Raw genomic sequence first — 23,449 nt, forward strand, 5'->3', positions numbered from 1 at the left:
GTTCCAGTGCATTTGAAACAATAGCTACCACAAAGTCAATCAGATTTAAATTTAACCATTGATAGGTATGTAATGACCACTCAGGTATGCGAAACGTTAGAACCATGCTGTGCGATTCAGCAAGCGAGTCAACAACAAACGGCAAATTGGAGTGGCGTGCTGGCGATGTCGTTATGCGTGTTTGTCTTGGTCGCCTCGGAATTTATGCCTGTTAGTTTGCTGACACCGATTGCCGCGGATTTGAATGTGAGTGAAGGATTGGTCGGGCAGGGCATTGCTATATCTGGTTTTTTTGCCGTGTTAACCAGTTTGAGTATCGCATCAATCGCTAAAGATACGGATCGCAGGTCACTCCTACTTGGGCTCATATCGTTAATGCTGGTATCGGGCATTGTGATTGCTTATGCCCCTAACTACTTAATTTATATGCTGGGCCGCTCTTTGATTGGTGTCGTGATTGGTGGATTTTGGTCTTTGTCTGGCGCGTCGGCGATCCGTCTGGTGCCAACGGAGAAGATCCCTAAAGCCTTGGCGATATTCAATGGTGGCAACGCGCTGGCTATGGTGATTGCTGCGCCGCTGGGTAGTTACCTTGGTGCGCATATTGGCTGGCGAGGTGCCTTTTTCGGCTTGGTGCCCGTCGCGCTTATTGCGTTTGTGTGGATGTGGTTTAGTTTGCCCGCGATGAAACCCGAAAAACGCATTGCTGGCTCTGCGAATGTGTTTTCTCTATTAAACAAGCCTTTGGTTCGATTGGGGATGTTGGCAATTGTGTTGTTCTTTATGGGGCAGTTTGCGCTGTTTACTTATGTGCGTCCGTTTCTGGAAACCGCTATCCACGTAGAGAGCAATAACTTGTCGTTCATTTTGCTGGTGATGGGTGTGGCGGGTTTTATGGGGACGCTGCTTGTCAGTGTGTTTTTGAAAAATAATCTCTACCGCACGTTAATCTTTATTCCGTTGGTGATGGCGGTAATTGCTTTAGCGTTAATCCTGTTTAGCGATAGCAGTGTTGCCGTAACGACGCTGCTTGCATTGTGGGGCGGCGTTGCTACTTCGGCGCCAGTTGCATGGTGGACTTGGCTTGCGCGAACTATGCCAGATGATTCTGAAGTCGCTGGCGGCTTAATGGTGGCGGTTATCCAATTGGCTATCGGGCTGGGCTCAACCTTAGGCGGTGTTCTATTTGATTTTAATGGTTACCACAGCACATTTTTGCTGAGTGCAACCTTGTTAGCTGCGGCTGCTTTATTGGCATATTGGACTAAGCGTTCGACACCAAAACTGCTGCTTCACACTCAATAATAAAGGAATTTTACTATGAAGATTAATGCTTTTGGTGCAAATGCCAGTCATTTACCGCTGGAACCTATGACTATTACGCGACGCCCACCCGGCGAGGATGATGTGCAGATCAGCATCGACTACTGCGGGGTGTGCCACTCGGATGTGCATCAGGTACGTTCGGAATGGGCGGGGACCTTATATCCCTGTGTCCCCGGTCACGAGATTGTTGGCCGAGTGACCGCCGTGGGCGGGCATGTCTCCAAATTTAACGTGGGAGACTTGGTTGGCGTGGGTTGCATCGTTGATAGCTGTAAGCACTGCCATGAGTGTATTGATGATCAAGAGAATTACTGCGATCACATGGTGGGCACTTATAACGGCCCAACTCATGACGCGCCTGGACATACGCTCGGTGGCTACGCGGAACAAATCGTGGTTGATGAACGTTATGTGCTGCGTATCAGTCATCCACAAGCGCAATTAGCGGCAGTGGCACCGCTTCTGTGTGCGGGTATCACAACTTATTCACCGCTTCGTCATTGGCATGCAGGACCGGGTAAAAAAGTCGGTATTGTCGGCATTGGTGGCCTTGGCCACATGGGGATTAAGCTCGCCAATGCAATGGGGGCTCATGTTGTGGCATTCACCACTTCAGAATCTAAACGTGATGCAGCCAAAGCCTTGGGCGCTGACGAAGTAGTTGTTTCCAAAAATGTCGATGAAATGGCTAAGCATTTGCAGAGTTTAGATTTGATTGTGAACACCGTTGCGGCTCCCCATGATCTGGACGCTTTTTTAAGCCTATTAAAGCGCGACGGTACTATGACCTTAGTTGGCGCGCCTGCAACAAATCATCCTTCGCCCAATGTGTTTAATCTGATTATGAAACGCCGCAGCCTTGCGGGCTCAATGATAGGTGGGATCCGTGAAACCCAAGAGATGCTCGATTTTTGTGCTGAGCATAACATAGTGGCGGATATAGAACTGATCCGCGCCGATGAGATTAACACCGCCTATGAGCGCATGCTGAAGGGTGATGTGAAGTATCGGTTTGTTATCGACAACGCGACGTTAACGCGCTAGCTGAACCTGAGTGTGAATTATGGGTATTCGATGGTTAAGCGTTCTGGTCGTGCGGATGTTTATGGTTGTATTCCTGTTTATGTCCAGCATTGTAATCGCATCCGCTGCGAGTTCAGTTTCATTCAGTCAACACAGTGAGTCTATGGCTATGCGCAGTGCAAAAAAGAGTGCAATAAAGATACGCATCATCATCGAAGACACAGTATTAACCGCAACGCTTGAAAACACGCAGGCGGCTCGGGATTTTGTGAAGCTACTGCCTTTGGCTCTCGAGCTTGCTGATTACAACGGCACCGAGAAAATTTCTGATTTACCCGCAAAGCTTTCCCATAAAGAAGCGCCAGAAGGTTATGCCCCAAAAGTGGGCGACATTGCGTATTTTGCGCCTTGGGGAAACCTTGCCTTTTTCTATCATGACTTTGGTTATTCGCGAGGACTGATCCGCATTGGTCAGATTGACGGGGGAGTTGAAGTCCTTATGGGCGATAGTGATATCAAAGTGCGAATTGAGCGAGCTACAAATGGCGATTATTGAGAATAGGAAATCTGTAATGTATATGAAAAAATTAAATAAAATCACTAAGGCAATAATAATACTAGGCCTGTTATCAACGTTAAGTCTTCCTACATTAGCGCAGGATATGTCTAACGGAGCTGATAATTTCTACCAAAGCAATAGCGTGGCTATGCAACGGGTTACATTTAAAAATCAATATAACATGGCTGTTGTGGGCAATCTGTTTATCCCCAAAAACCTCGATAAAAAACTGACTCATCCAGCTATTGTTGTCGGTCATCCAATGGGCGCGGTAAAAGAGCAAAGTGCTAATTTATATGCCACAAAAATGGCAGAACAAGGGTTTATTACCCTATCTCTAGACTTGTCATTTTGGGGCGAAAGCGAAGGTCAACCCCGTAATGCGGTTTCGCCCGATATCTACTCCGAGGATTTTAGTGCTGCGGTCGATTATCTGGGCACTCAAACCTTGGTCGATGGTGCTCGCATCGGCGTGCTGGGTATCTGTGGTAGTGGCAGTTTTGTGATTAGTGCGGCCAAGATTGACCCGCGCATGAAAGCTATTGCGACAGTGAGTATGTACAACATGGGGGCTGTAAACCGTCATGCCCTAAACCACTCTCAAACCGTTGAACAACGTAAAAAGCTTATTGCAGCTGCTGCGAAACAGCGTGACGTTGAGTTTAGTGGCGGTGAAATTCAATATACTAGCGGAACAGTGCATCAGTTAGATAAAGATACCCATCCAATCCAGCGCGAGTTTTACGATTTTTATCGTACGCCTCGGGGCGAATATACGCCAGCAAGCTCCTCACCACAGTTAACAACTCACCCAACACTGACCAGTAACATAAAATTTATGAACTTCTACCCGTTTAACGATATTGAAACCATCTCACCACGGCCCATGTTGTTTATTACTGGCGATAAGGCTCATTCAAAGGAGTTTAGTGAAGAAGCCTATCAATTAGCGGGCGAGCCAAAGGAGCTTTACTATGTTAAAGATGCAGGCCATGTTGATTTGTATGATAGAACTGCATTTATTCCATGGGATAAGTTGATTGAGTTTTTTAGAAAAAACTTATGAATGGATTCTAAATCATGAAATATATAGTGTAGTGGCATAATGAGTTTGGCAATCTAGTTATAACTGCATGAATTTACTCGTAGTAATTCAAGAACCCTACATATTCAAAGTTGTTAAGCAATATAGTTAATGCTTTTTCCAGATTTTGTTCAACGTCATTTCCGTTTTAGAAATGTTCGGCAAGTTCAAGTCTGGTTTGAGTGTCGCTGTGATTGGCCTTAAGCTGTAACGCTTTGATATCTATAGAGTCTGCATTTGTTGTTGGGGAAACAAGTGTTGCCATCAGTATTAAGTTGATAAGTGAGATTTTATCTATTGTCATGATTATTTGTATTCCTGAACAATACGGTGCTAACTCACTGCTCTCTTATTTTAACAGCTCGCAATGAAGAGATTCAAACTTTGTAGGTTTTTGCGCCCATCCCCTCGAAATTAACCTTAAGACAATTTCTATACGTGATCTGAATTTTAAGATCCTTTGAGATAAGAATATAATGTCTGCTGGCTAATCTAATTCTCAGTTGCTAAAGCCTTCTTATTTTCATCTGCAACAGCCTTTGCTTAAGTTCAGTTATTTGTTCTATTCTGAGAGCCTGTTTTCTGCCTTTATATACCTCTTTCTTCGCAAGCATGGTACTTTCGCGTTGTTGCTCTTTGATCAATGCTCGCTTAAATTTTGCAAAGATAGAGTGATTTACTGAATCAAGAACGGGGGTCTAAGAAGTCAAGTGTGACCTGGAGAAAGGATCAAGGCGAGAGCATCGCTGCGCTCAACGTCCAGAGATCGAAATGGAGCAAGGGGGACTGCTACGTAAACCTCGTAGTTTACTTTCTAGCCCTTGGCGAAGATAAGTCTCCTACAGAAAATAAGTGTCATGTTCGAGTTCGCCTACCTGTCGAAGAGCTATCCACGGTAGTGTCGATAGCAGATGATTGGTTTCTAGAGAGGGCGATGTTTCAAGACGCTGCGAATTTATCAGCATCTGACTCCCAGCATAAAATGGTCGTTAAGGAGCTTAAGTGTGTCACCGGCACATAACTAGTCGGTCAACCAGCCGCCAAAAGCGTGGCGCTTTTGGTGCCCTCCGCTGCGCTCCTACGCTGGTTGCCATCAGCGTTAGGCCGCAATGTCGCTCTGAAATTTTGGTATAAAATTATATGAAAAATTATTTTGAGAGTCCGTTTAAGGGTAAACCTCTCACTGAACAGATTAAGAACCCGAATATCAAGGTAGGTCGTTATAGCTACTATTCAGGCTATTACCATGGACATTCATTTGATGAATGCGCCCGCTACCTCCTGCCAGATCGCGATGACGTTGATAAATTAATTATTGGAAGCTTTTGCTCCATAGGAACAGGCTCATCCTTTATCATGGCTGGCAATCAAGGGCACCGGCATGATTGGGTTACATCATTCCCTTTCTTCTACATGAATGAAGAGCCTGCATTTTCGGAATCAGCTGATGCTTTCCTAAGTGCAGGTGATACCGTTATAGGAAACGACGTGTGGATCGGTTCGGAGGCAATGATTATGCCCGGAGTAAAGGTCGGTCATGGAGCAGTGATTGGTAGCCGGGCTTTGGTGACCAAAGATGTAGAGCCTTACGCGATTGTTGGCGGAAACCCGGCAAAAGCGATAAGAAAGCGGTTCTCAGAACATCAAATTTCAATGTTACTGGAGATGCAGTGGTGGGATTGGCCGTTGGAGCAAATTAAAGAAGCAATGCCTTTTTTGTGTTCGTCTGACATCGAAGGCCTTTACCGTATTTGGCAACGTTCAAGTGCCTAAAGAACGGCCGTTGTCACCCCTTCGGTGCTGGGAAGGCTTTCCGCCGCTTCGCGACTACAAGTCCGCCCCAAGGCCGGGTGTTAGTTTTCGTAGAGATGGAGCTTTGTAGATGTTTAAGAAATTTATTTTTTTGTTAGTTATGATTGCGTCTCTTACTGGTTGTAGTGCTACAGGCCCCAAATTTACTCAAACGGAAGCGCCTGAGGTAAATAAAGCTAAAGTGTATTTTTATCGTCCTTGGGCCATGCTGGATGGCGCCGCTGCTCCTATGGTACAGATAAATGGGGTAGATGGTTTTGAAATCAGTAATGGCGGCTTTCATATATTGGACCTTAATCCAGGCAATACGATAATCGCAGTTAAAGAGGGCGGTATTATGTCCAACTGGCGTGCAGGACCATTGCAAATCTCTTTCGATGCTCAAGCCAATAACACTTATTTTGTTCGCTTAACTGCAGAGCTTGCTAACTCAGCTTATCTTGGGGGGGTAGCCAGTATTTCTGGTAATTACTCGCTTGGATTGGTTAATCCAGAAACTGCAACGCAAGAGTTGCGTGAAACGAAAAATAACTAACAAGGCAAGTCAGCATCGCACCTTAGGTGCTGGACTCGCTTACGCTCGCCGCTTGCGGCGTTAGGTAGACAAGGATAACTCAGAGTGTACCTCAAGTATTTCATCATAATTACCTTATCCCTCTTCACTATGGGTTGCCAATCTACCCCAAAAGGCGGAGCCATTCCCATTGAGTCCGCCAAAGAAATAAAACTAGATGTTTTGAATATCAAATGGAGTGATCTTAGCTTAGCTCTAGGCGATAGAAGAATTGAAGATACAGGTTTTGTAGTCGCTAATTGGTCTGAGTCTTCTGATGATATTGGTCTATATTTAGGCATTTTAGGCGTATTAGCATCTGATTTATTAAATGAAAAAAACTTAGAAGGGCGCTTGGAAACTGAGCTAAAAGAAAATTTTGATTTGGCTAAAATTCTATTGGATTCGTTAAATTCACACTCTGAGTTAATATCAGAAATAAAGTCAATTCACTTAAACTCTAATATAAAAAATCAAGTAATAACACTTGAGCCATGGTGCATTATATTTTCCAATGAAAAAGGTCTGATTTTTGTTCCTCAGCTCAAAGCCACATTAAAATCTGAGTCCGGAAATGCAATTTGGGAAGGCAATTATGGACCAATGAGCAAAAGCAAGCCATTTGCTCTTAAAAACTCAATGACGAGCGAAAATATAGCTTTATTAAAAGCCAGACTAATTAAAGTCTATGGAGAAATTACAAACCAATTGACTGCTAATATCCAAGGTCAAACTAATTATGTAAGTAAAGATGAACATCAAAAGCTTACTGATGAGCTTATGAATAACTTGGAAATCCAGCTTGATGAAAATCTACTTAACAAGCAAATTTATAAGGAATAAAACATATGGGCTTTCGCTCCGATCAAGTTTAGCCCACATGTTTTAGCCCATTATTTGGACGTTAGGTGTCAGAACTATGAAAGTACTTTTTCTATTATTGAGCATGCTTTACCCAGCCTTATGTTTGGGGAGTGACACAATGTGGGATGTCTACATTCAAAAAGATGAATGGGCAGTACTTACAAAAAAACCTTCAGGTGAGTATTCTTTACCACTTGCTATAAACTCAATACCTAAAGGTGTCTGGATCGAGCATTTTAGGTTTTTTCCAACAGAAAAAGACGAGAAGATACAGGCTGAGCTGCACAAATATTTAGAGGCGAAATATCCACGCTTACAAGCCGAGGCATTAGCCTCTGCTGGGAATATGCATAATCCAAAAATCATAGCTCTGCGAGATGCATTTAAGGAAGCGATACTAGCAACCTCAATGGTTAAAAGTCTAAATTCTGCGTTAACAGATGGCTCAAGATGCGAGCGTATTACCTCAACGAGTTTTGAAAAGTTTCATATTCAAACAAAGACAACAGGGCAACCAATTTACGGCGCAATGGTATGGCTCACTACAGAAAAATGCACCGAGCAACCCTAATACTTCAGTTTGGTTCGAAGCTTCGTTCATGCGGTCTAGATAATCCCTAGATCTCCTTAAAAAGTTGGGAGCACTCAAATCCATGCAGCAGCAACCCTAAAGGAGTATGCAATGGCGCGCTTTTGTTGCTTTTGTGTTAATGCTTGAAGGGTGTAAAGGGTAGGGCAAAAGGTGAGTTTTTTGGCAGTTCTGGGTGAATTGATGGCGCCTAAATGGATCCTTCTATTCGGCTCACTGTTTCGGTCGCGGCCTCATCCTGCGAAGGCGTTATCCGCTCCCCGTTTTTAGTCATCGAAAGCAGGTGAACTGGGATGATCTGCACACTGTTTCTGGGTGATTGAACGCGTTTTTAGGCTCATGCTGCCTTAATCTGAATTGTTATTTATATGTTTCTATTCAATGGGTGTTGTTCAGTGTGTTGCACCAATATGGTTCAACCGTTTTTCGATGTGCCTAGATAATCCCTAGATAGCCTCAAAAAGTTGGGAGCACTCTAGCCCATGCAGCAGTAAGGCTACAGATGAGTCATTGCATCAACCCTAGTGGAGGATGCAATAGCGTGCATTTGTTGCTTTTGTGTTAATTTTTGGCGATAGGGTGAAGAGGGTAAAAGCCAAGGTTTTAGACTGTTTTAGGTGAATAGTAGCTGTCTAGGCCTAGGCTTACTTTAGCCGAGTGCCAGGCTCGTTCTCTTTACCTATATTAGTTATCCTGCATGTATAGGGATGGAGCGATGATCATGTGCAATTGTGATGAATTTAGATTTTCAGATGGTCGGATTTTGTGTCTCGCCGATGCTCACGGTTTGATTGAAGCCGAACGCGACACCTTATGGTGATGAGAATCACTATCAACTCTATGTAGATGCGAATCATTATCATCAATGGACCTTCTGGCGCGGTTGATTGCGGGTTCGGTGACACGCAGTGCTTCACTACATATGAGGATTTTAGAGGGCTTGGTTGCTGTTTTATTTGCAGGCTTGTAGGGGGCGTTCATAATTTTGAACGCTATTTATGAGATTGATTTTATTGCTTATTATTCGTATTTTCTAAGGAGTTCAAAAAATAGGTGTGCTCGGATATACCAACTTCGACAGATCGATTTTGTGATCCTTTGATCTTTGCTTTATGCGCCCTTTTTCTTAGCTTTGTTAGACTTGAGGTAGTAGTTGATCTACGAAATTATAGGCAGCATATGAAGAAATTTTCGATAATCGTATTCATACAAATTTTGGAATATTTTGTTTATCAGGAATGTTACAGGCATCAGTGGAAGAACCTAAGTGTGGAGGCTCGCAATCGAAATCCCACGGGCTAGCTATCCATTGCTTCTGGCTCACAATAACTGCAAATAAAAAACGCCATACCTGTAACCCTGCCGCCCGTATTTAATCGCATTGACTGGGCCTTCACTATCATTAGGTTGAAGCTGTGATTTGTTTAACAGTACTATCACAACAACCTTTGTTAACTCAACAAACTGGACTGCAGAACATTATGAAAAATAACCAACCGGCTCAACCCTCACGCCGGACAATCCTGAAACAAACACTTGCTGTCTCGGCCCTTTCGGTAACTGGGCTGGCGGCCTTATCTGTGCCCTCTATCTCTTTTGCGGCATCCCTCAGTAAAGAAGAACGTGATGGCATGACACCTGAGGCTGTGATTGAACATTTTAAGCAGGGCAATCTGCGCTTCCGGGAGAATCGCACGGCGAAACATGATTATTTGGCGCAGAAACGCAACAGTATTACGGGTCAGTATCCTGCTGCAGTGATCCTTAGCTGCATTGACTCACGTGCGCCAGCGGAAATTGTGCTGGATGCGGGGATCGGCGAAACGTTCAATTCCCGTGTTGCGGGTAATATCAGTAATCGCGATATATTGGGCAGTATGGAATTCGCCTGTGCTCTTGCTGGTGCGAAATTGGTGCTGGTTATGGGGCATACCCGCTGTGGTGCGATACGTGGCGCTATTGATAATGCAGAACTAGGCAACCTGACGGGCCTGCTGAATGAAATTAAACCTGCTATTGAAAAAACCGAGTACACCGGAGAGCGTAAAGGGAGTAATTACGATTTTGTCGATGCTGTGGCAAGGAAAAATGTTGAACTGACTATCGAGAATATCCGCAAAAACAGCCCGGTACTGAAACAGCTGGAAGACCAGAATAAAATTAAAATCGTTGGTAGTATGTATCACCTTACTGGCGGTAAGATTGAGTTTTTCGAGGTATAACGGCAACATAAGTCCCTAGCCCTAAAAGTCTGCCTCGCACTCTACTAAGAGATTATTAAATTTTATCTCTGATGCTAATGTATGTTTTGAGTATACCTAAAGCATACATCCAAATGAGACGGTTTTTCTGTCTCATTTGGATGTTATGTTTTCCTCATCTAAAGCCTAACGAGACATTTTTAATAACAATGGTCTTTTACGGTTATGCTCGGGTTTGAAGCAAAGATCAGGAGCTCGCCTTGCTGACGCAAACTCTGCGCGACAGAACACTATTGTAAACTGAACACTGCATTGAAATTAAGCACTACCAATAAAGCTGACCGTCATCTGTCTATCACTTAATGTGAGCTCAGTAAGATTTTATTGTCACTTAATCTGAGCCGAAGATTGCGCTAATTGCGAGCACAAGGAATTTCGATTGTGAGCCGTTACACCTAGGATTTGTTATCTACTGGCAGAGTTTATGAGCACTGATGGTTGGTCTGAGCTTAATTTAGAATTAGAACACTCTGCTAAAGTAATCATAAGTATGGAGCCGGAAGTTCTTAAGCACTTGTCATGCACACCACTTTTTAATAGATAAACATAATTAGACAACATTTTTTTGCAATTAAAAATAGTATCGAATTTAGAAGTGATTTTGTTGTTTAGCAGCTGTGATATTGGAAGGTTCTTAAACGAAGTTTGTACATATATTTATTATAAATCAATGGTTAATATTACATGTTTCCGTAGTCGTGCCAAAAAATCGACCCTACTTTATCGTCTTTCATCTTCATTTATTTTCGTTCTCTAAAGCATGTAACTTCATGTTATCAGTAGTTAAATTGCTTTAATTGGATTCGTTGTTATTCACATCAATTTAGTATGCAGCTCTTCGATATGAGTACATAATCTGTATATATTGGGTTCTGCGTCAGATTAGCTAAAATCACATGTACACAGGGTAATTAAAATGTCTTTATCTGACAATTGGTTACGTGCAATAAACGGTAATCCATATTTAGAGAAACCAGAGCTTGCAGACCGCGACGGCTTAAGCGTTCGTATTACCCCTGCAGGGACTATAACATGGCAGTATCGATTTAGGATTGATAATCCATCAGGGTGCTTAACCTTTGGTCTCTACCCGGATTTAGGACTTGCTGACGCACGTAAGCTGGTCCCTGTGTGACTAAATTCATGGGTAAATATTATAGATCCCTATGCGTTTTGGAAACCGCTTAACACATTCGAAGGCCGATCAGTTCCGCTTTACTCGAGATATTATAAGAACAGTGGAACTTATATCACTCGCCATGGCGCTTTCCCACGGCAAGCGACCGGGTAATGTTGCTTCTATTAATGAGCTGGTCCGCGATATGAAACCAAGACTGGCATATCCACGATTTTAGACGGACATTATCGACCAGAATGTCGGAGGCTGGGGGATTTATAGCGTTACTGTGAGTATGGGATAAGTTCAGTAACCATGATAAATAGCGTTCCAAATTAGTTAATGTACATAACTTAACTATTATGTTGCTGCTGACATTCATGACACCAACCCGCTAATTCAAGCTGTGGGCTCGATAAGGTAAATTCTGCTTGGCTAACATTCAACTGTAACTGTTCAACAAGAGCAGTGGGCAATGCTATCTCCGTGACTTTTTGACAAGTATTACAAATTAAAAATTGATTGTGAATGTGATGATCGCATACATGATGGCAGGCAATATACTTATTCACCGTTAATAACTTATGCACTAATTGTTCCTGTACTAAGAAATCCAACATGCGATAGATAGACATTATGGGTAAACTCTCGCCTAAACTTTGTTTTAACACATCGGCAATTTCATAGGCAGACAAAGGAACATCATGATCCTGTAATACGATAAGTACTTTTTTGCGCTTACTGGTAAGATTGATGCCTTTTTCTTCACACTTTTTCACTACTTCACGCAGTAAATCAAGATTTTTTCCTGTCATAGAACTGCCAAATTTTTTGAAATGCTCATACTTGCACAGTTTACCTGATCCACCCCTTCTAATGACAATCTTTGTTAGTAATCATCAGTCACCATACCGAGTGTTGTTCTGATTGCCATTTACAATCAGTAACTTAATTTACTTTCATTTATATTGAACCCGATTGGTACGTGGTGATACGTTATAACATATCATTTGTTTCGGCAGTAATCATATGGAGACGACCCACAAAATGAATTCCCACAAATACCTTCTGTTATTAGGTGTTGGCACTTTAGCTGTTTCAGCAGAACCTATTGAACGTATCAATGTCACTGGGCATGCTTTAGAAAAACCACTAAGTCAAAGAATACAAGCCAGTAAAATCGAACTCAGCGGCGATGAACTTAATAATCGTAAAGCCGATACCTTAGGAGAAACTTTAAGCCAATTACCGGGGGTAGACAGTGGTTTTTTTGGTAGCTCATCGGGTAGGCCACAAATCCGTGGATTTGGTGGAAACAGGGTTAAAATGTTGCTCAATGGAACTCAAGTTGAGGATATGTCGTCGGTGAGTGAGGATCAATACATCCCCATCGAGCCCTTTCTTGCTGACAGTATCTTGGTCATTAAAGGTCCTACAGCTGTGATTGCCTATGGTGGGCAAGCGATGGCAGGCATTGTTGATCTCCAAGATAGTCGTATTCCATTAAGCCCAATCAATGGGTTTAACAGTCGCGCTGAAGTGAAAGCTGGCTTCAATAGTACAAGTACCGCACTGGCAAAACTTACTGCAGGAAATGAATCTTTTAACTTTGCGCTGAATATGATCAACAAAGACCGTGGTGACTACGATATCCCTGGATATTCTAAAGACAGCGATTGTAAAACGTGGTCAAAAGTCGTAGGTGCTGCACAGTTTGCCGATCTATGCCAAATCAAATATGCGCAACCTGTGTGGCAGATGAACAATCAATTAAAACGCTATGAAGATGCTACACCTTTAGAACAACAAATTATCACCGACTACTCAATAGACAGTAATGGCACTGTGCTTAACAGCAGCCACCACACATCATCATTCTCGGCAGGCGGAAGCTACACTGGCCAACAACGTCTTTTGGGTTTGGCTTATGGTTATACGGACACTCATCGCGGTATTCCGGGATTTATGCGTCGTGGCAGCAGCGCACCAGTGGATTTTGATCAACGGGGTAATATTCGAATTTTCTCCCGTGGTGATCGCGTAGATATGAAGTATGTCGAAAACTGGGATGACAATTGGATAAACTCATTTAGCCTCGATGGCGCCTATTCGAATCAAGTCGATGATGAGCATATGGCTGAGGTATCTGTTAACCAATTCGAACTTACCTCTTGGGTCATTAGCCCTAAGCTCTATCATAGTTGGACATCAAACTTCGATGGTGTCTTAGGATTACAGTACGACACTAAAGCCTATAAAGGGGAGGGCTATGACAATTACATGCCTGATGTCGATAGTCAAAACTATGCAGCCTATACGCTACAAACCCTGCACTTTGGTCCGGTTACTTTTGAATTAGGAGGTCGTTATGATGCGATTAAGCACCAAGTAAACGCAGAGGGTTACAAGGTAGGTCGAGGCTCAGGAGCGAATGTTAAAGATAGAAATTTTTATCTCCAAAGCTACTCAGGATCACTGCAATGGGACATATTGCAAAATTGGTCAACACGAGTCAATTACGTTCATGCCGAGCGTGCTCCTGAAATGAGTGAGCTTTACGCCAGTAACCCACACTATGCTCTGTTAATTGAAGAACAGGGCAGCTCAAATCTTAAAAAGGAAATTAATCACTCCTTTGAAATAAATACCACCGCTAAAATCGCCGATTTACAGCTAATGGCAAGTTGGTATCAAAATCAATTCAATGATTTTATTTATCTTGGTAGTACAGGCCTTGAGCGTAATGGTACTTATGTTCGTGAATGGCGCCAAGCAGATACAAACAATCAAGGGTTAGAGGTACAAGCTATCTATACCTTACCGTGGCAAAGGTGGGGAGTTTTTGAACTCAGCGCATTTACTGACAGAGTGAGAAATACTCCTAGATATCAATACGATGGTAGTTACGACATCTTTAGTACTCGCCCACCTCTCGCAGGTGAGCGGGACGAATACTTTCGCCGCAGGTTAGAAGGCACTTCAATGCCTCGAACACCACAATCCAAAACAGGCACTGCACTAAATTGGCAGTATGATGCGCTTACTGTGTCCATCGATTATGTTCGCTATCATTCACAAGGTGACGTTAGCAGATTTGAGAGGCCCTCTGAATCTTATGCTTTGCTCGGAGCCAATATCACTTTAGATCAAGTCATTTCGAAAGTGCCGACTCAATTCTACCTAAGCTTAGATAATCTTACCGATGTAGATGCGCGCCCACATAACAGTTTCCTAAGGCATTTATCCCCTATGCCAGGTCGCTCAGCGGCTATTGGTGTCAGAGTGCAATTCTAAAAAGTTTCCTTCAAGGCTAATGGCCTTGAAGGTTTTCATTTGATTTCTTGATACCCAAGGTCAAAAATCTAACCTCCTTCAATTCAAGCCGCGACTTGCTGTTTTTTATCCCATTTTCCGAGAGATGTTTTTAAGTCATGACGGACCCAAAGCGTTTATCTGATGAAGCCTATTTAATGATATTTCTTACATAATATGGAAAAGTCATCCATTGGATTGAGTAAGAAATCTTTACCGACAATGGAAGTCATTTCTGATTCAGATATAAAAGGATTGTCAATTTTAAAAACTAATCGTTGATTCAATTTACTTTTTATCAAAAAATCGCAATGGCGTTGATAAAATAACTGGTCAAATTGACCATTATCGATAATTCTCTGGAGGCCAATTTGTATTCGCTGAGCTAAGCGAGGTTTGTTAGGTGAAACATAATAATATGTCGCTAGCGGAATATGTAGCATGATGCTTTCATCAACAACGAGATCTGGATATTGTTGATTAAACTGCTCAACCTCTTGAAAGACTTCATTCACTCCGCGGCCAAATGTTATAAACCGCCCTTTTGATAACATATTAAATAAACTGTCATATTGATTGCTTTCTATAATCTTAAATCCTGCTTGTTGCATGGCAACTTTAGTTGACCATTGGCTACCTGAACCAGTATCAAGAGCAGTTAACTGCGCTAGCGAGGTGATTTGGGCTAACCTAGGTACATTTTCCTTTTTAATAATAAAAATTCTAAATCCCTGAATGCCTTTTCTAATAGGAATTTTTATTGGAATAAGCTGTTTATTCCACTGTAGGTTAGAGGCTTCTGCAATAACATTGATGGTTTCACCCTCTTGTAATGCTCTGAAGATACGATTTCGACTCATTATTAGATCTAAGACTTGCAGTGATGCTTCACCAAAATCGGCTTTGGTTGCATCAATAACTAATTGTAAAAGGTCATAAGTATACTGATATCTGTGATCAAGCTTGGATTCTGACTGATTGATAATGAATTGATCATTAGCATAAGTGACGGGTATGTTTGCCAAGACCCACAGGGAAAGAATACAAAAAATAATGCCCAGTCGCTGTAAATTATCCATCAATAAACTCATTGCTAGAGGTTGAAATTGATTCGGTGTGCTTATTTTAGCAGTAGCCTAGATGGCTTGCGGGATAAAGAAACAGATGATAAGCGTAAATGATACATTTTTTTAGTTTGGGTTTATGTGAGTTGTAAATCAATTTAGACAGCCCAACGGTGTTGGCACTGGGTGCGAGTGGCTCGCAGAATATTTTAAAGTCCTTATGTTGTTTGGCCATAGTATTTTTAATATGGCTTTACGTTATATATGCATAAACGTGTTTGTAGTCTGGCAACGATTTTGGGGTAGTTTGAAGGTCGTGTTTATTGCGTTAATCATTTATGAGTACGTGCTTTGAGCGTTTAACCAGCGCTGGCGCATGCTCCACGTTTTTACTGTGCTATCACTTTGGCTCTACTGCTGATGTTAAACATATAAATTGACCACTCAAGACCCAGAGAGGACATCAATGAACTCGGATAAAATTTTAGAATCTGCACAAGCAACCTTGTCTGGATTAATACCATTTCCTCAAATTGTCGGCAATCTTATTGCTGAAGGTGTCGAGTATTACTATGTAGACTATGCCTTGAAGTCATTTACTTTCTATAGCGCAGTAGGTTCTACAGTGCAATCACCTTTATCATTTGAGGGACTTCCATTAATTGCTGAAAATTTTAATGTGATTGAACTCAGAGCTGCCATCTTGGATAGTCAGCAGCATGGGCAAAATTTTCGGCTTTTCTGCCAGCGCGCTATGAATGCAGGAGTTCAAGGTTATTTCGTGTTTTTGCGAGGTAAACGTGTAACCTATTTTGGCCGTCAAGGTGACCAGCATACCGAATGGTTTTCTGGCGCTAAGCCGAGCGATGTCTAACAATGCTGACTAGGCTCGCCACTTTCTGGGCAGGGTGCATCGTGAGTTTTACATTGGGTGAATGGTTACGTGAAGTTCATTGTATACGTCACTTACATCTTCCTGTGCTTAACGTTATAGATCACTGGAGGCATAAATATGCTACCACGCAATGTCACTACTATTTCTCGAATGCCGATTTACGGCATCATGAAGATTAAGTCATATCTTGCGATGGTAATGGTTTACGGGGTGATTTTAATTGGTATTGGACGGTACAATTGCGGTTAAATAGGAGAATAATGTCTTATGTACCATCAATTTCTAAATGAACCTATGGTGCTTGATGTTGAAAATACATCAATACTCACATTACGGCTACCCGACGATGTTAGTGATTTTATTGTGTCACAGGCGATCAGTGCCCCTTTACTAGAGATTATCGTCATCGCTGAAGCCGGAATTCAGCAAAATATAGTCATCCGCTTCCAGCCGTTTATGGGTCTTAAGGTCGAATCGTTACCGCAAAGTCCTCAGGCTTTCAATACACCAATAACCCGCAGCCTTGGGCAAGGTTTTAGGCTTTATACACGGATGGGAACTGCTGCGAAATTTTGTGCGGCTGAATTGAGGCGAGGTGTATCTTTTACCTTAGATACGACTCGTCATTTAGATGCAGATAATGACTTAATAGTAGGTGCAGATAATGACTTAATAGGTGCAAATAGTTACTTAACTTTTGCCTTACAAGCCAATTCAAAGTTTGAGTTAGTACCCTTAGAAGCGGATTTGCGGGTTTTGCATGAGCCCAAAGCGTTAATGGTTGCTAAAGCACTGTTAGCAAGGCACTACGACTATGCCGCATCATCTGAATCTCTTGCAATTTACATGACTGAAATCGAGCAGGTTAGATTAGAATTGCAGGCGTTTATGCGCGGGGAGCTTGGTCAATGTCACGCCAGCCTTGCTGATGAAGTATTAAGGATCGATCCCTTGCTACTGCAGAAACAACAATGGTTATTTAGAACCTATACCCATATGTTTGAGCGACCAAACTACAGCCGCGCTGCTAATGATGTTGATAACACTGATAAGCTATTAAGAAAATTAGAGTGTTATGAATTACTCGCTTCACCGGAATTGACCCTGATGGTAGATCGATTGATGGAAGACGAAACATAAACTTTTTACCCAAATTTAGCTAAATGATAAGAGTCCATTATGCATTATTTATGTCCCCTGTGTGCCGCCCCACTGACGTTAACGGAGCGAACTTGGGGTTGTTCACTGCAACATAAGTTTGATATGGCCAAAGAAGGCTATGTCAACTTATTGCCTGTACAGAAGAAAAACTCAAAAGATCCTGGTGATAATAAACAGATGATGTTTGCTCGGCGTGAATTTTTAAACGCGGGTTACTATCAAGGTTTGAGTGATAGAGTGAATGAGCTCGCGCTTGAGTTTGGTGCCGAAGCAAAACAAATCCTCGATATAGGCTGTGGGGAAGGTTACTACAGTCAACGTTTATTCCATGTGTTGAGCCAGCACCATGATTGCAATTTACAAGGTATAGATATTTCTAAGTCTGCAATTAAATATGCAGCTAAACGTTACCCTAATTTGCAATTTTGTGTCGCAAGTGCCTATGAAATGCCAATCGCATCCCAAAGTGTCGATCTTGCCATTCGTATTTATGCCCCTTCAAAAGTAGAAGAGTTACAACGGATTATGGCTGATGGAGGCTTACTGATAACGGTTTCTCCGGGACCTTTACACCATTTTGCGTTGAAACAACAAATTTATGCTGAGCCAAGATTACATCCCGTTTCCACAGCGCATATTGCTGGATTTGAGTGTCTTCATCAGGAGCGCTTAATCTCCCAGTTAGAGCTGGCAAACAGTGAACATATTGCTCATTTTTTAGAAATGACGCCCTATGCTTGGAAGTTTACTCATGCCCAAAAGCAAGCATTTGCGTTGCAAGGACTGAACTGTGAATTGGATTTCCAAATTGAAGTGCATCGGATTTCAAAGTAAGTGATAAGATTAAGCTATTGAAATAAGTTATTTAAAATGCTTAACTGTACTTGCTAAACAGCATGAACCTAGTGTTCTGCTAGCCGGTTGCAAAACCGTAAAGTAGATTTAGGCAAAATAAATAATCCAAAGTGTCGCAGTGTGTTGACTTATCTTTAGAATGGTTTATAGTCTTATCAGCTTGAAGGTTGGGCTTATATTTATGTGTTCAATACGACCAGTTCGTCCTGTAAACATAAGTAATACCGGCATTTTCCAGCTCCACCCGCCGTTAAGGCTTTAATTTTTTATTTACAGGATTTATATTATGTCTCAAGTTACTGGTGTTGTTAAGTGGTTCAACTCTGACAAAGGTTTCGGATTCATTGAGCAAGAATCTGGTCCAGATGTATTCGTACACTTCCGTGCGATTAACTCTGACGGTTTCAAAACTCTTGATGAAGGCCAAAAAGTGTCTTTCACTGTGACTCAAGGTCAAAAAGGTCCACAAGCTGAAAACGTAACTATCATTGGTTAATTTTCAGTGCTGTTAGCCTAGAGCTGATAGCAATGGATTAAAGGGCTATGGTTAATTCCGTGGCTCTTTTTATTTGTGCGAAAATAAGATTTCATTTAATTTAGATTGTTGAATCCAGTATAAGCGACGAGATCCACTTAACATGTCGCATTAATTTAATGCTTAAATCTGAAGTTAATCCTCTAATCTTTCTCTGTTAGAATCCAATTCTGATATCTCCAAGATTTGCAATAAAACCATTTGATACACTCTCCTTATTTTTACCCCTGTAACATTCAATTCCATTATATGTTAACTCTTAACGCTTGCTCTTATCGAGTTTATTTTTTTGCGTAATCTTATATTCAATGTCGAACGCGAATGTGTCTAATCATTCATTTTTTGTAAATCAGTGACTTCAGATATTGCCGAATATGATTGGTGCATTTACATTTCTTGCACTTAGTCATCCTACATATACTAAGCCGTACCTAAGGCTGAAAGCCTTGTAGTAAAGAGTTGAGACTAGCAAAGCATTTAGTGCTTGATATTAAAGAACACTAGCTTATTTATGATGTAGTTTGGAGCTGACCAAAAAACGAATATTGCTATTCAGATGCCTTACATTTCGTACATTTAAGCATTTCCGACGGAAGCTTTAGGTTGCTAACCCAACTTAATTATCGGCTACTTTATAGCGGAATAATGTTTTCCCTCGACTAGTTTCCCTAACTTATAAAGGAGAGGTCTACAGTTAGCACTAAATGGATTAAGTGCCCTTTCTACTGGCGGTATTGGCCTAATATTTTGTTAGCATGTTTATTGCTTCTAATGTGACGTTAGTGACAACACAAGAATACTTAAAGTTGATAACTATATACTGAGGATCTTTTAATGGGTTATGTTATTCAAGGAGACTACGATTAAGCCGAAAAATGGATTGAGCTAAATTTAAATATTGTGGAGTATTACAGTGTAAATAAAAAAGCCATGCAATTGCATGGCTTTTCTGGTTTAGCTTAAGTGATTATGGACGTGCCATATCCGACTCTGCACCATTAGCGAGTTTGATTTTGGCAGTAGACTCTTCGTTCGCAGTATTCTCATACTCTCGTCCTTTAGGGACAGCCACTTGTTCTCTCACCTCAACGACAGGCTTGGTCATATCCGAAGACACCATAGAGCCAAAGCGGCTGGCGGCTTTCGGCTTGCTGACAATAACTGCATCCATGATTTGCGGTGTTGTTGGAGCCGTTTGTATCGTGGCTTGAGGCTTAGCGATAGCTGCCGGTCTGGCCATTGGCGCAGAGGCTGTTGCTTTCACGGCTTCTTTTACTTCAGCGCTCGGTGCAACACTTGGCTCGACAAGTGTTTCGGTTTTAGCTGCTTCAGCTTTGGGTACTGCTACTGATTTAGTCACTGAGCTTTCAACTGATGGGACTACAACGACTACGGCTTCAGCAGTAACGCTGGTCACCTGAGTTTCAACGATTGACGCGAGGTCAACTTTTACGTCAGCAGCCTTTGGCTCTTCCGCTTTCGTTTCAGTGGTTTTAGTCACAACAGGTTTAGTTTCAACTTGCTGAGTTTCAACTGCTGCAACGTCATTTGCTTGAGGCTGAGGCTCAACTTTTGCTTCTACTTTAACAACAGCAGGAGCTTCAACAGCTGGAGTTGAACTGGTTTCAGCTATTTCGACGTCAGCAGTTTTAACGGCCGGTTCAGTTACCGCTGTTGTTTGAGTTGCAACAACAGGAGTTTCCACTCGAACACTGACGATTTCGCTTGGGTACTCTTGGTCCGCACCTAATTCGTCATTAGGAACGAATTGCGCTGGCGTTGATGTCCCTTGGTCATCTTCGTCGCGACGACGACGTTGACCCGCTGCACGAAGGTGGCGAGGGCTACGACGGCTACGACGTTGACCATCTCTTTGCTCGCGTTTTGATTGATCATCAGCATTCGCATTTTCGTTGTCTGCATCAACTTCGCTATCTTGCGATACAGCATCCGCTGCTACAGTATGAGCTGCTGTGTCAACCAAGGTGTTTTCAGCTACGTTAACAGCATCAACAGCAGGTGTTTCTACTACAGTAGCAATTACAGTTGTCTCTTCTAGCACAATATTTTCTTGCGCTTCTTGCGCTTCTTGCGCTTCTTGAGCAGGTGCAGCTTCCTTACGAGGCTGGCGACGTGTTCTTGGCGCTTTAGTTTCTACTGGCGTTTGGGCAATGACTTCAGCTTTGGCATTAACACTGATAGTACTTGCCGCTGCGGCGTTAAGGGCTGCAATTTCCGCTAACACTTCTGCGGCATCTTCAGGTGCAATTGGGATCGCATTATCTGGCGTATTATGGCCATTATCGATACGCACCTTACGACGCATGTTACGGCGCTGACGACGCTCGCGGGCGACTTCTTGCTTAGGGGCATCATCTGCTTCAATGTCGGCAACAACATCTTTTGGCGCTTGTACGCGTGGCTTAGGTTCAGCTTTAGCTGGACGTTTAGCCGTTTCTTCTTTTTCGCGTACTGGACGTTCTTGTGTGCTGACTACTGCATCAGTCGGCTTTTTTGGATTGCGGCTACGCGGCTCACGAGTGCCTTCTTTTGCTTTGTCGGCATCTTGGGCATTGCGTGGGCGGCGAGTGTCATTACGACGGTTACGGCGATTTGCGTTAGCCGCACTGGTATCAGTTGCTTTAGTTTCAACAACTTTTACGGGTTCAGCTTTTTCACTTGGCGCAAACATGGCACTGATTGCACTCACAAGCTTGCTGAAGAAGCCTGGTTGTGGCGCTTCAACTTTCACCGTTGGTGATGGGGCTTGTTCTACTTTTTGTGGCGCTGCAAAACCTTTTAATGCCGGAATAGGCGCCGCAGTACGTTCCAGTTTGCGTGGCTCATACAATTTGGCTTCAGGATGCTCTATACGCTTATAGCTTGATTCACTGATTTCATCATCACTACGGTGACGGATCACGCGGTAATCAGGCGTCATCATGTGTGCGTCAGGTATCACATACACTTCGACATCGTGACGCTGTTCTGTGATGCGAATGGCTTTGCGTTTCTCGTTTAACAAGAAAGCTGCAACATCCACAGGCACAATCGCTTCGATTTGTGAGGTGTTTTCTTTGATGGCTTCTTCTTCCATCAAACGTAAAATTGACAGTGCTAAAGACTCGGTACTGCGAATCGTGCCTTGGCCATGACAGCGAGGGCAGATATGCGCTGCAGATTCTTCTAAAGAGGGGCGCAGACGTTGACGCGACATTTCCATCAAACCGAAACGAGAAATGCGACCTAACTGCACGCGAGCACGATCATGGTGCACAGCATCACGTAAGCGGTTTTCAACTTCACGCTGATGGCGCACAGGCGTCATATCAATAAAGTCGATAACCACTAAGCCACCTAAGTCGCGGAGGCGCAATTGGCGGGCAATTTCATCGGCGGCTTCGAGGTTAGTGTTAAGTGCTGTTTCTTCAATATCGCCGCCTTTAGTGGCACGGGCAGAGTTGATATCGATTGAGGTTAAGGCTTCAGTTGGGTCGATAACAATTGAACCGCCAGATGGCAGACGCACTTCGCGTTGGAAGGCGGATTCAATTTGTGATTCGATTTGGAAGTGAGTGAATAATGGCACTTCAGCTTCGTACAGTTTTACGCGCTCAACGAAATCAGGGCGAACTAAGGCAATATGTTGCTTCGCTTCTTCAAAAATACGTGGATGATCGATGAGGATTTCGCCCACGTCACGGCGTAAATAGTCACGAATAGCGCGAACTATCACATTGCTTTCTTGGTGAATTAAGAAAGGTGCGCCTTTAACTTGTGAAGCTTCGGTGATCGCCGCCCAGTGGTGTTGTAGAACTTTTAAGTCCCACTTTAACTCGGCAGATTCTTTGCCTACACCCGCAGTACGCACGATAAGACCCATGCCAGCAGGCACTTCTAAGTCAGCCATCGCTTCTTTTAGCTCAGTGCGCTCATCACCTTCGATACGACGAGAAATCCCGCCAGCACGTGGGTTGTTTGGCATTAATACTAAGTAAGAGCCTGCAAGGCTGATGAAGGTCGTTAAGGCTGCACCTTTATTGCCGCGTTCTTCTTTGTCAATTTGGACAATAACTTCCTGTCCTTCACTGACCACTTCTTTGATATTTGGCCGACCTTGGAACGAATATCCCTTCGGGAAATATTCTCTAGCGATTTCTTTCAGTGGCAAAAAGCCGTGACGATCGGCACCGTAGTCGACGAAAGCGGCTTCTAAAGACGGTTCTACGCGGGTAATTTTACCTTTGTAAATGTTTGATTTTTTTTGCTCATGACCTGGGCTTTCAATGTCTAGATCATACAGTTGTTGCCCATCAACAAGGGCAACACGCAACTCTTCTGATTGAGTTGCATTGATTAACATACGTTTCATGATGACGTCATTCTTCTTTAAATAGAGGTCATCAAACATCGCGCTTCGCTGCATTACGGGCCTAGCA

The 23,449-nt window shown here is 42.8% G+C and carries 19 protein-coding genes; 15 read left to right on the plus strand and 4 right to left on the minus strand.

Annotated features, from left to right (window positions below; all coding sequences use genetic code 11):
• Positions 1-72 precede the first annotated feature (72 nt).
• Genes GWI56_RS04370 through GWI56_RS04385 form a run of 4 tightly spaced genes read left to right on the plus strand, consistent with a single transcriptional unit; the run spans position 73 to position 3,974 of the window.
• A complete protein-coding gene (locus GWI56_RS04370; RefSeq protein WP_198572232.1) occupies positions 73-1,305 on the plus strand; it encodes an MFS transporter in 1,233 nt (410 codons plus the stop codon).
• A gap of 15 nt (positions 1,306-1,320) precedes the next feature.
• A complete protein-coding gene (locus GWI56_RS04375; protein WP_105252874.1) occupies positions 1,321-2,370 on the plus strand; it encodes an NAD(P)-dependent alcohol dehydrogenase in 1,050 nt (349 codons plus the stop codon).
• Between the two features lie 19 nt (positions 2,371-2,389).
• Entirely contained in the window at positions 2,390-2,905 is a 516-nt protein-coding gene (locus GWI56_RS04380; protein WP_242068346.1) for a cyclophilin-like fold protein, read from the plus strand.
• A 16-nt stretch (positions 2,906-2,921) separates the two neighbouring features.
• Positions 2,922-3,974 carry an alpha/beta hydrolase gene (locus tag GWI56_RS04385; RefSeq protein WP_242068347.1) on the plus strand — a complete coding sequence of 351 codons (1,053 nt, stop codon included), beginning with the start codon at positions 2,922-2,924 and terminating at the stop codon, positions 3,972-3,974.
• Between the two features lie 166 nt (positions 3,975-4,140).
• Here GWI56_RS04385 and GWI56_RS04390 read toward each other — a convergent pair whose 3' ends face one another.
• The gene (locus tag GWI56_RS04390; RefSeq protein ID WP_198572234.1) at positions 4,141-4,296 is read right to left on the minus strand and encodes a hypothetical protein; all 156 of its coding nucleotides are present in this window, start codon (positions 4,294-4,296) and stop codon (positions 4,141-4,143) included.
• A gap of 836 nt (positions 4,297-5,132) precedes the next feature.
• Between GWI56_RS04390 and catB the strand changes: the two genes are divergently transcribed.
• The 6 genes from catB to GWI56_RS21685 all read left to right on the plus strand — a co-directional run bounded on the left by catB (position 5,133) and on the right by GWI56_RS21685 (position 11,206).
• Positions 5,133-5,765 carry a type B chloramphenicol O-acetyltransferase gene (gene catB / locus GWI56_RS04400; protein WP_198572235.1) on the plus strand — a complete coding sequence of 211 codons (633 nt, stop codon included), beginning with the start codon at positions 5,133-5,135 and terminating at the stop codon, positions 5,763-5,765.
• 109 nt (positions 5,766-5,874) lie between these two features.
• Entirely contained in the window at positions 5,875-6,339 is a 465-nt protein-coding gene (locus tag GWI56_RS04405; RefSeq protein WP_198572236.1) for a DUF2846 domain-containing protein, read from the plus strand.
• A gap of 84 nt (positions 6,340-6,423) precedes the next feature.
• On the plus strand, positions 6,424-7,200 hold the full coding sequence (locus GWI56_RS04410) for a hypothetical protein (protein ID WP_198572237.1): 777 nt from the start codon (positions 6,424-6,426) through the stop codon (positions 7,198-7,200).
• 139 nt (positions 7,201-7,339) lie between these two features.
• Entirely contained in the window at positions 7,340-7,792 is a 453-nt protein-coding gene (locus GWI56_RS04415) for a hypothetical protein (RefSeq protein ID WP_198572238.1), read from the plus strand.
• A 1,499-nt stretch (positions 7,793-9,291) separates the two neighbouring features.
• Entirely contained in the window at positions 9,292-10,032 is a 741-nt protein-coding gene (locus GWI56_RS04420; RefSeq protein WP_168823733.1) for a carbonic anhydrase, read from the plus strand.
• Positions 10,033-10,987: 955 nt separating this feature from the next.
• Positions 10,988-11,206 carry an Arm DNA-binding domain-containing protein gene (locus tag GWI56_RS21685; RefSeq protein WP_242068348.1) on the plus strand — a complete coding sequence of 73 codons (219 nt, stop codon included), beginning with the start codon at positions 10,988-10,990 and terminating at the stop codon, positions 11,204-11,206.
• Positions 11,207-11,541: 335 nt separating this feature from the next.
• Here the strand turns inward: GWI56_RS21685 and GWI56_RS04430 are convergent, their stop codons facing one another.
• On the minus strand, positions 11,542-12,003 hold the full coding sequence (locus tag GWI56_RS04430) for a Fur family transcriptional regulator (RefSeq protein WP_198572239.1): 462 nt from the start codon (positions 12,001-12,003) through the stop codon (positions 11,542-11,544).
• A 232-nt stretch (positions 12,004-12,235) separates the two neighbouring features.
• Here GWI56_RS04430 and GWI56_RS04435 point away from each other — a divergent pair, with 232 nt between their 5' ends.
• Entirely contained in the window at positions 12,236-14,482 is a 2,247-nt protein-coding gene (locus GWI56_RS04435; RefSeq protein WP_198572240.1) for a TonB-dependent receptor, read from the plus strand.
• A 173-nt stretch (positions 14,483-14,655) separates the two neighbouring features.
• Here the strand turns inward: GWI56_RS04435 and GWI56_RS04440 are convergent, their stop codons facing one another.
• The gene (locus GWI56_RS04440; RefSeq protein ID WP_198572241.1) at positions 14,656-15,579 is read right to left on the minus strand and encodes a hypothetical protein; all 924 of its coding nucleotides are present in this window, start codon (positions 15,577-15,579) and stop codon (positions 14,656-14,658) included.
• Between the two features lie 451 nt (positions 15,580-16,030).
• Here GWI56_RS04440 and GWI56_RS04445 point away from each other — a divergent pair, with 451 nt between their 5' ends.
• The 4 genes from GWI56_RS04445 to GWI56_RS04460 all read left to right on the plus strand — a co-directional run bounded on the left by GWI56_RS04445 (position 16,031) and on the right by GWI56_RS04460 (position 18,971).
• A complete protein-coding gene (locus tag GWI56_RS04445; protein ID WP_168823739.1) occupies positions 16,031-16,438 on the plus strand; it encodes a DUF1398 family protein in 408 nt (135 codons plus the stop codon).
• A 288-nt stretch (positions 16,439-16,726) separates the two neighbouring features.
• Entirely contained in the window at positions 16,727-17,599 is an 873-nt protein-coding gene (locus GWI56_RS04450) for a hypothetical protein (protein WP_198572242.1), read from the plus strand.
• A 39-nt stretch (positions 17,600-17,638) separates the two neighbouring features.
• A complete protein-coding gene (gene rlmA / locus GWI56_RS04455; protein ID WP_198572243.1) occupies positions 17,639-18,454 on the plus strand; it encodes a 23S rRNA (guanine(745)-N(1))-methyltransferase in 816 nt (271 codons plus the stop codon).
• Positions 18,455-18,761: 307 nt separating this feature from the next.
• Positions 18,762-18,971, plus strand: a complete 210-nt coding sequence (locus GWI56_RS04460) for a cold-shock protein (protein WP_011789734.1) — start codon at positions 18,762-18,764, stop codon at positions 18,969-18,971.
• A gap of 1,006 nt (positions 18,972-19,977) precedes the next feature.
• Here the strand turns inward: GWI56_RS04460 and rne are convergent.
• Positions 19,978-23,436, minus strand: a complete 3,459-nt coding sequence (gene rne / locus GWI56_RS04465; RefSeq protein ID WP_198572244.1) for a ribonuclease E — start codon at positions 23,434-23,436, stop codon at positions 19,978-19,980.
• Positions 23,437-23,449: the final 13 nt, after the last annotated feature.

Origin of the sequence: Shewanella sp. DW31, assembly GCF_015767295.1 — a bacterium.
In the GTDB taxonomy this organism is placed as follows: domain Bacteria; phylum Pseudomonadota; class Gammaproteobacteria; order Enterobacterales; family Shewanellaceae; genus Shewanella; species Shewanella oncorhynchi.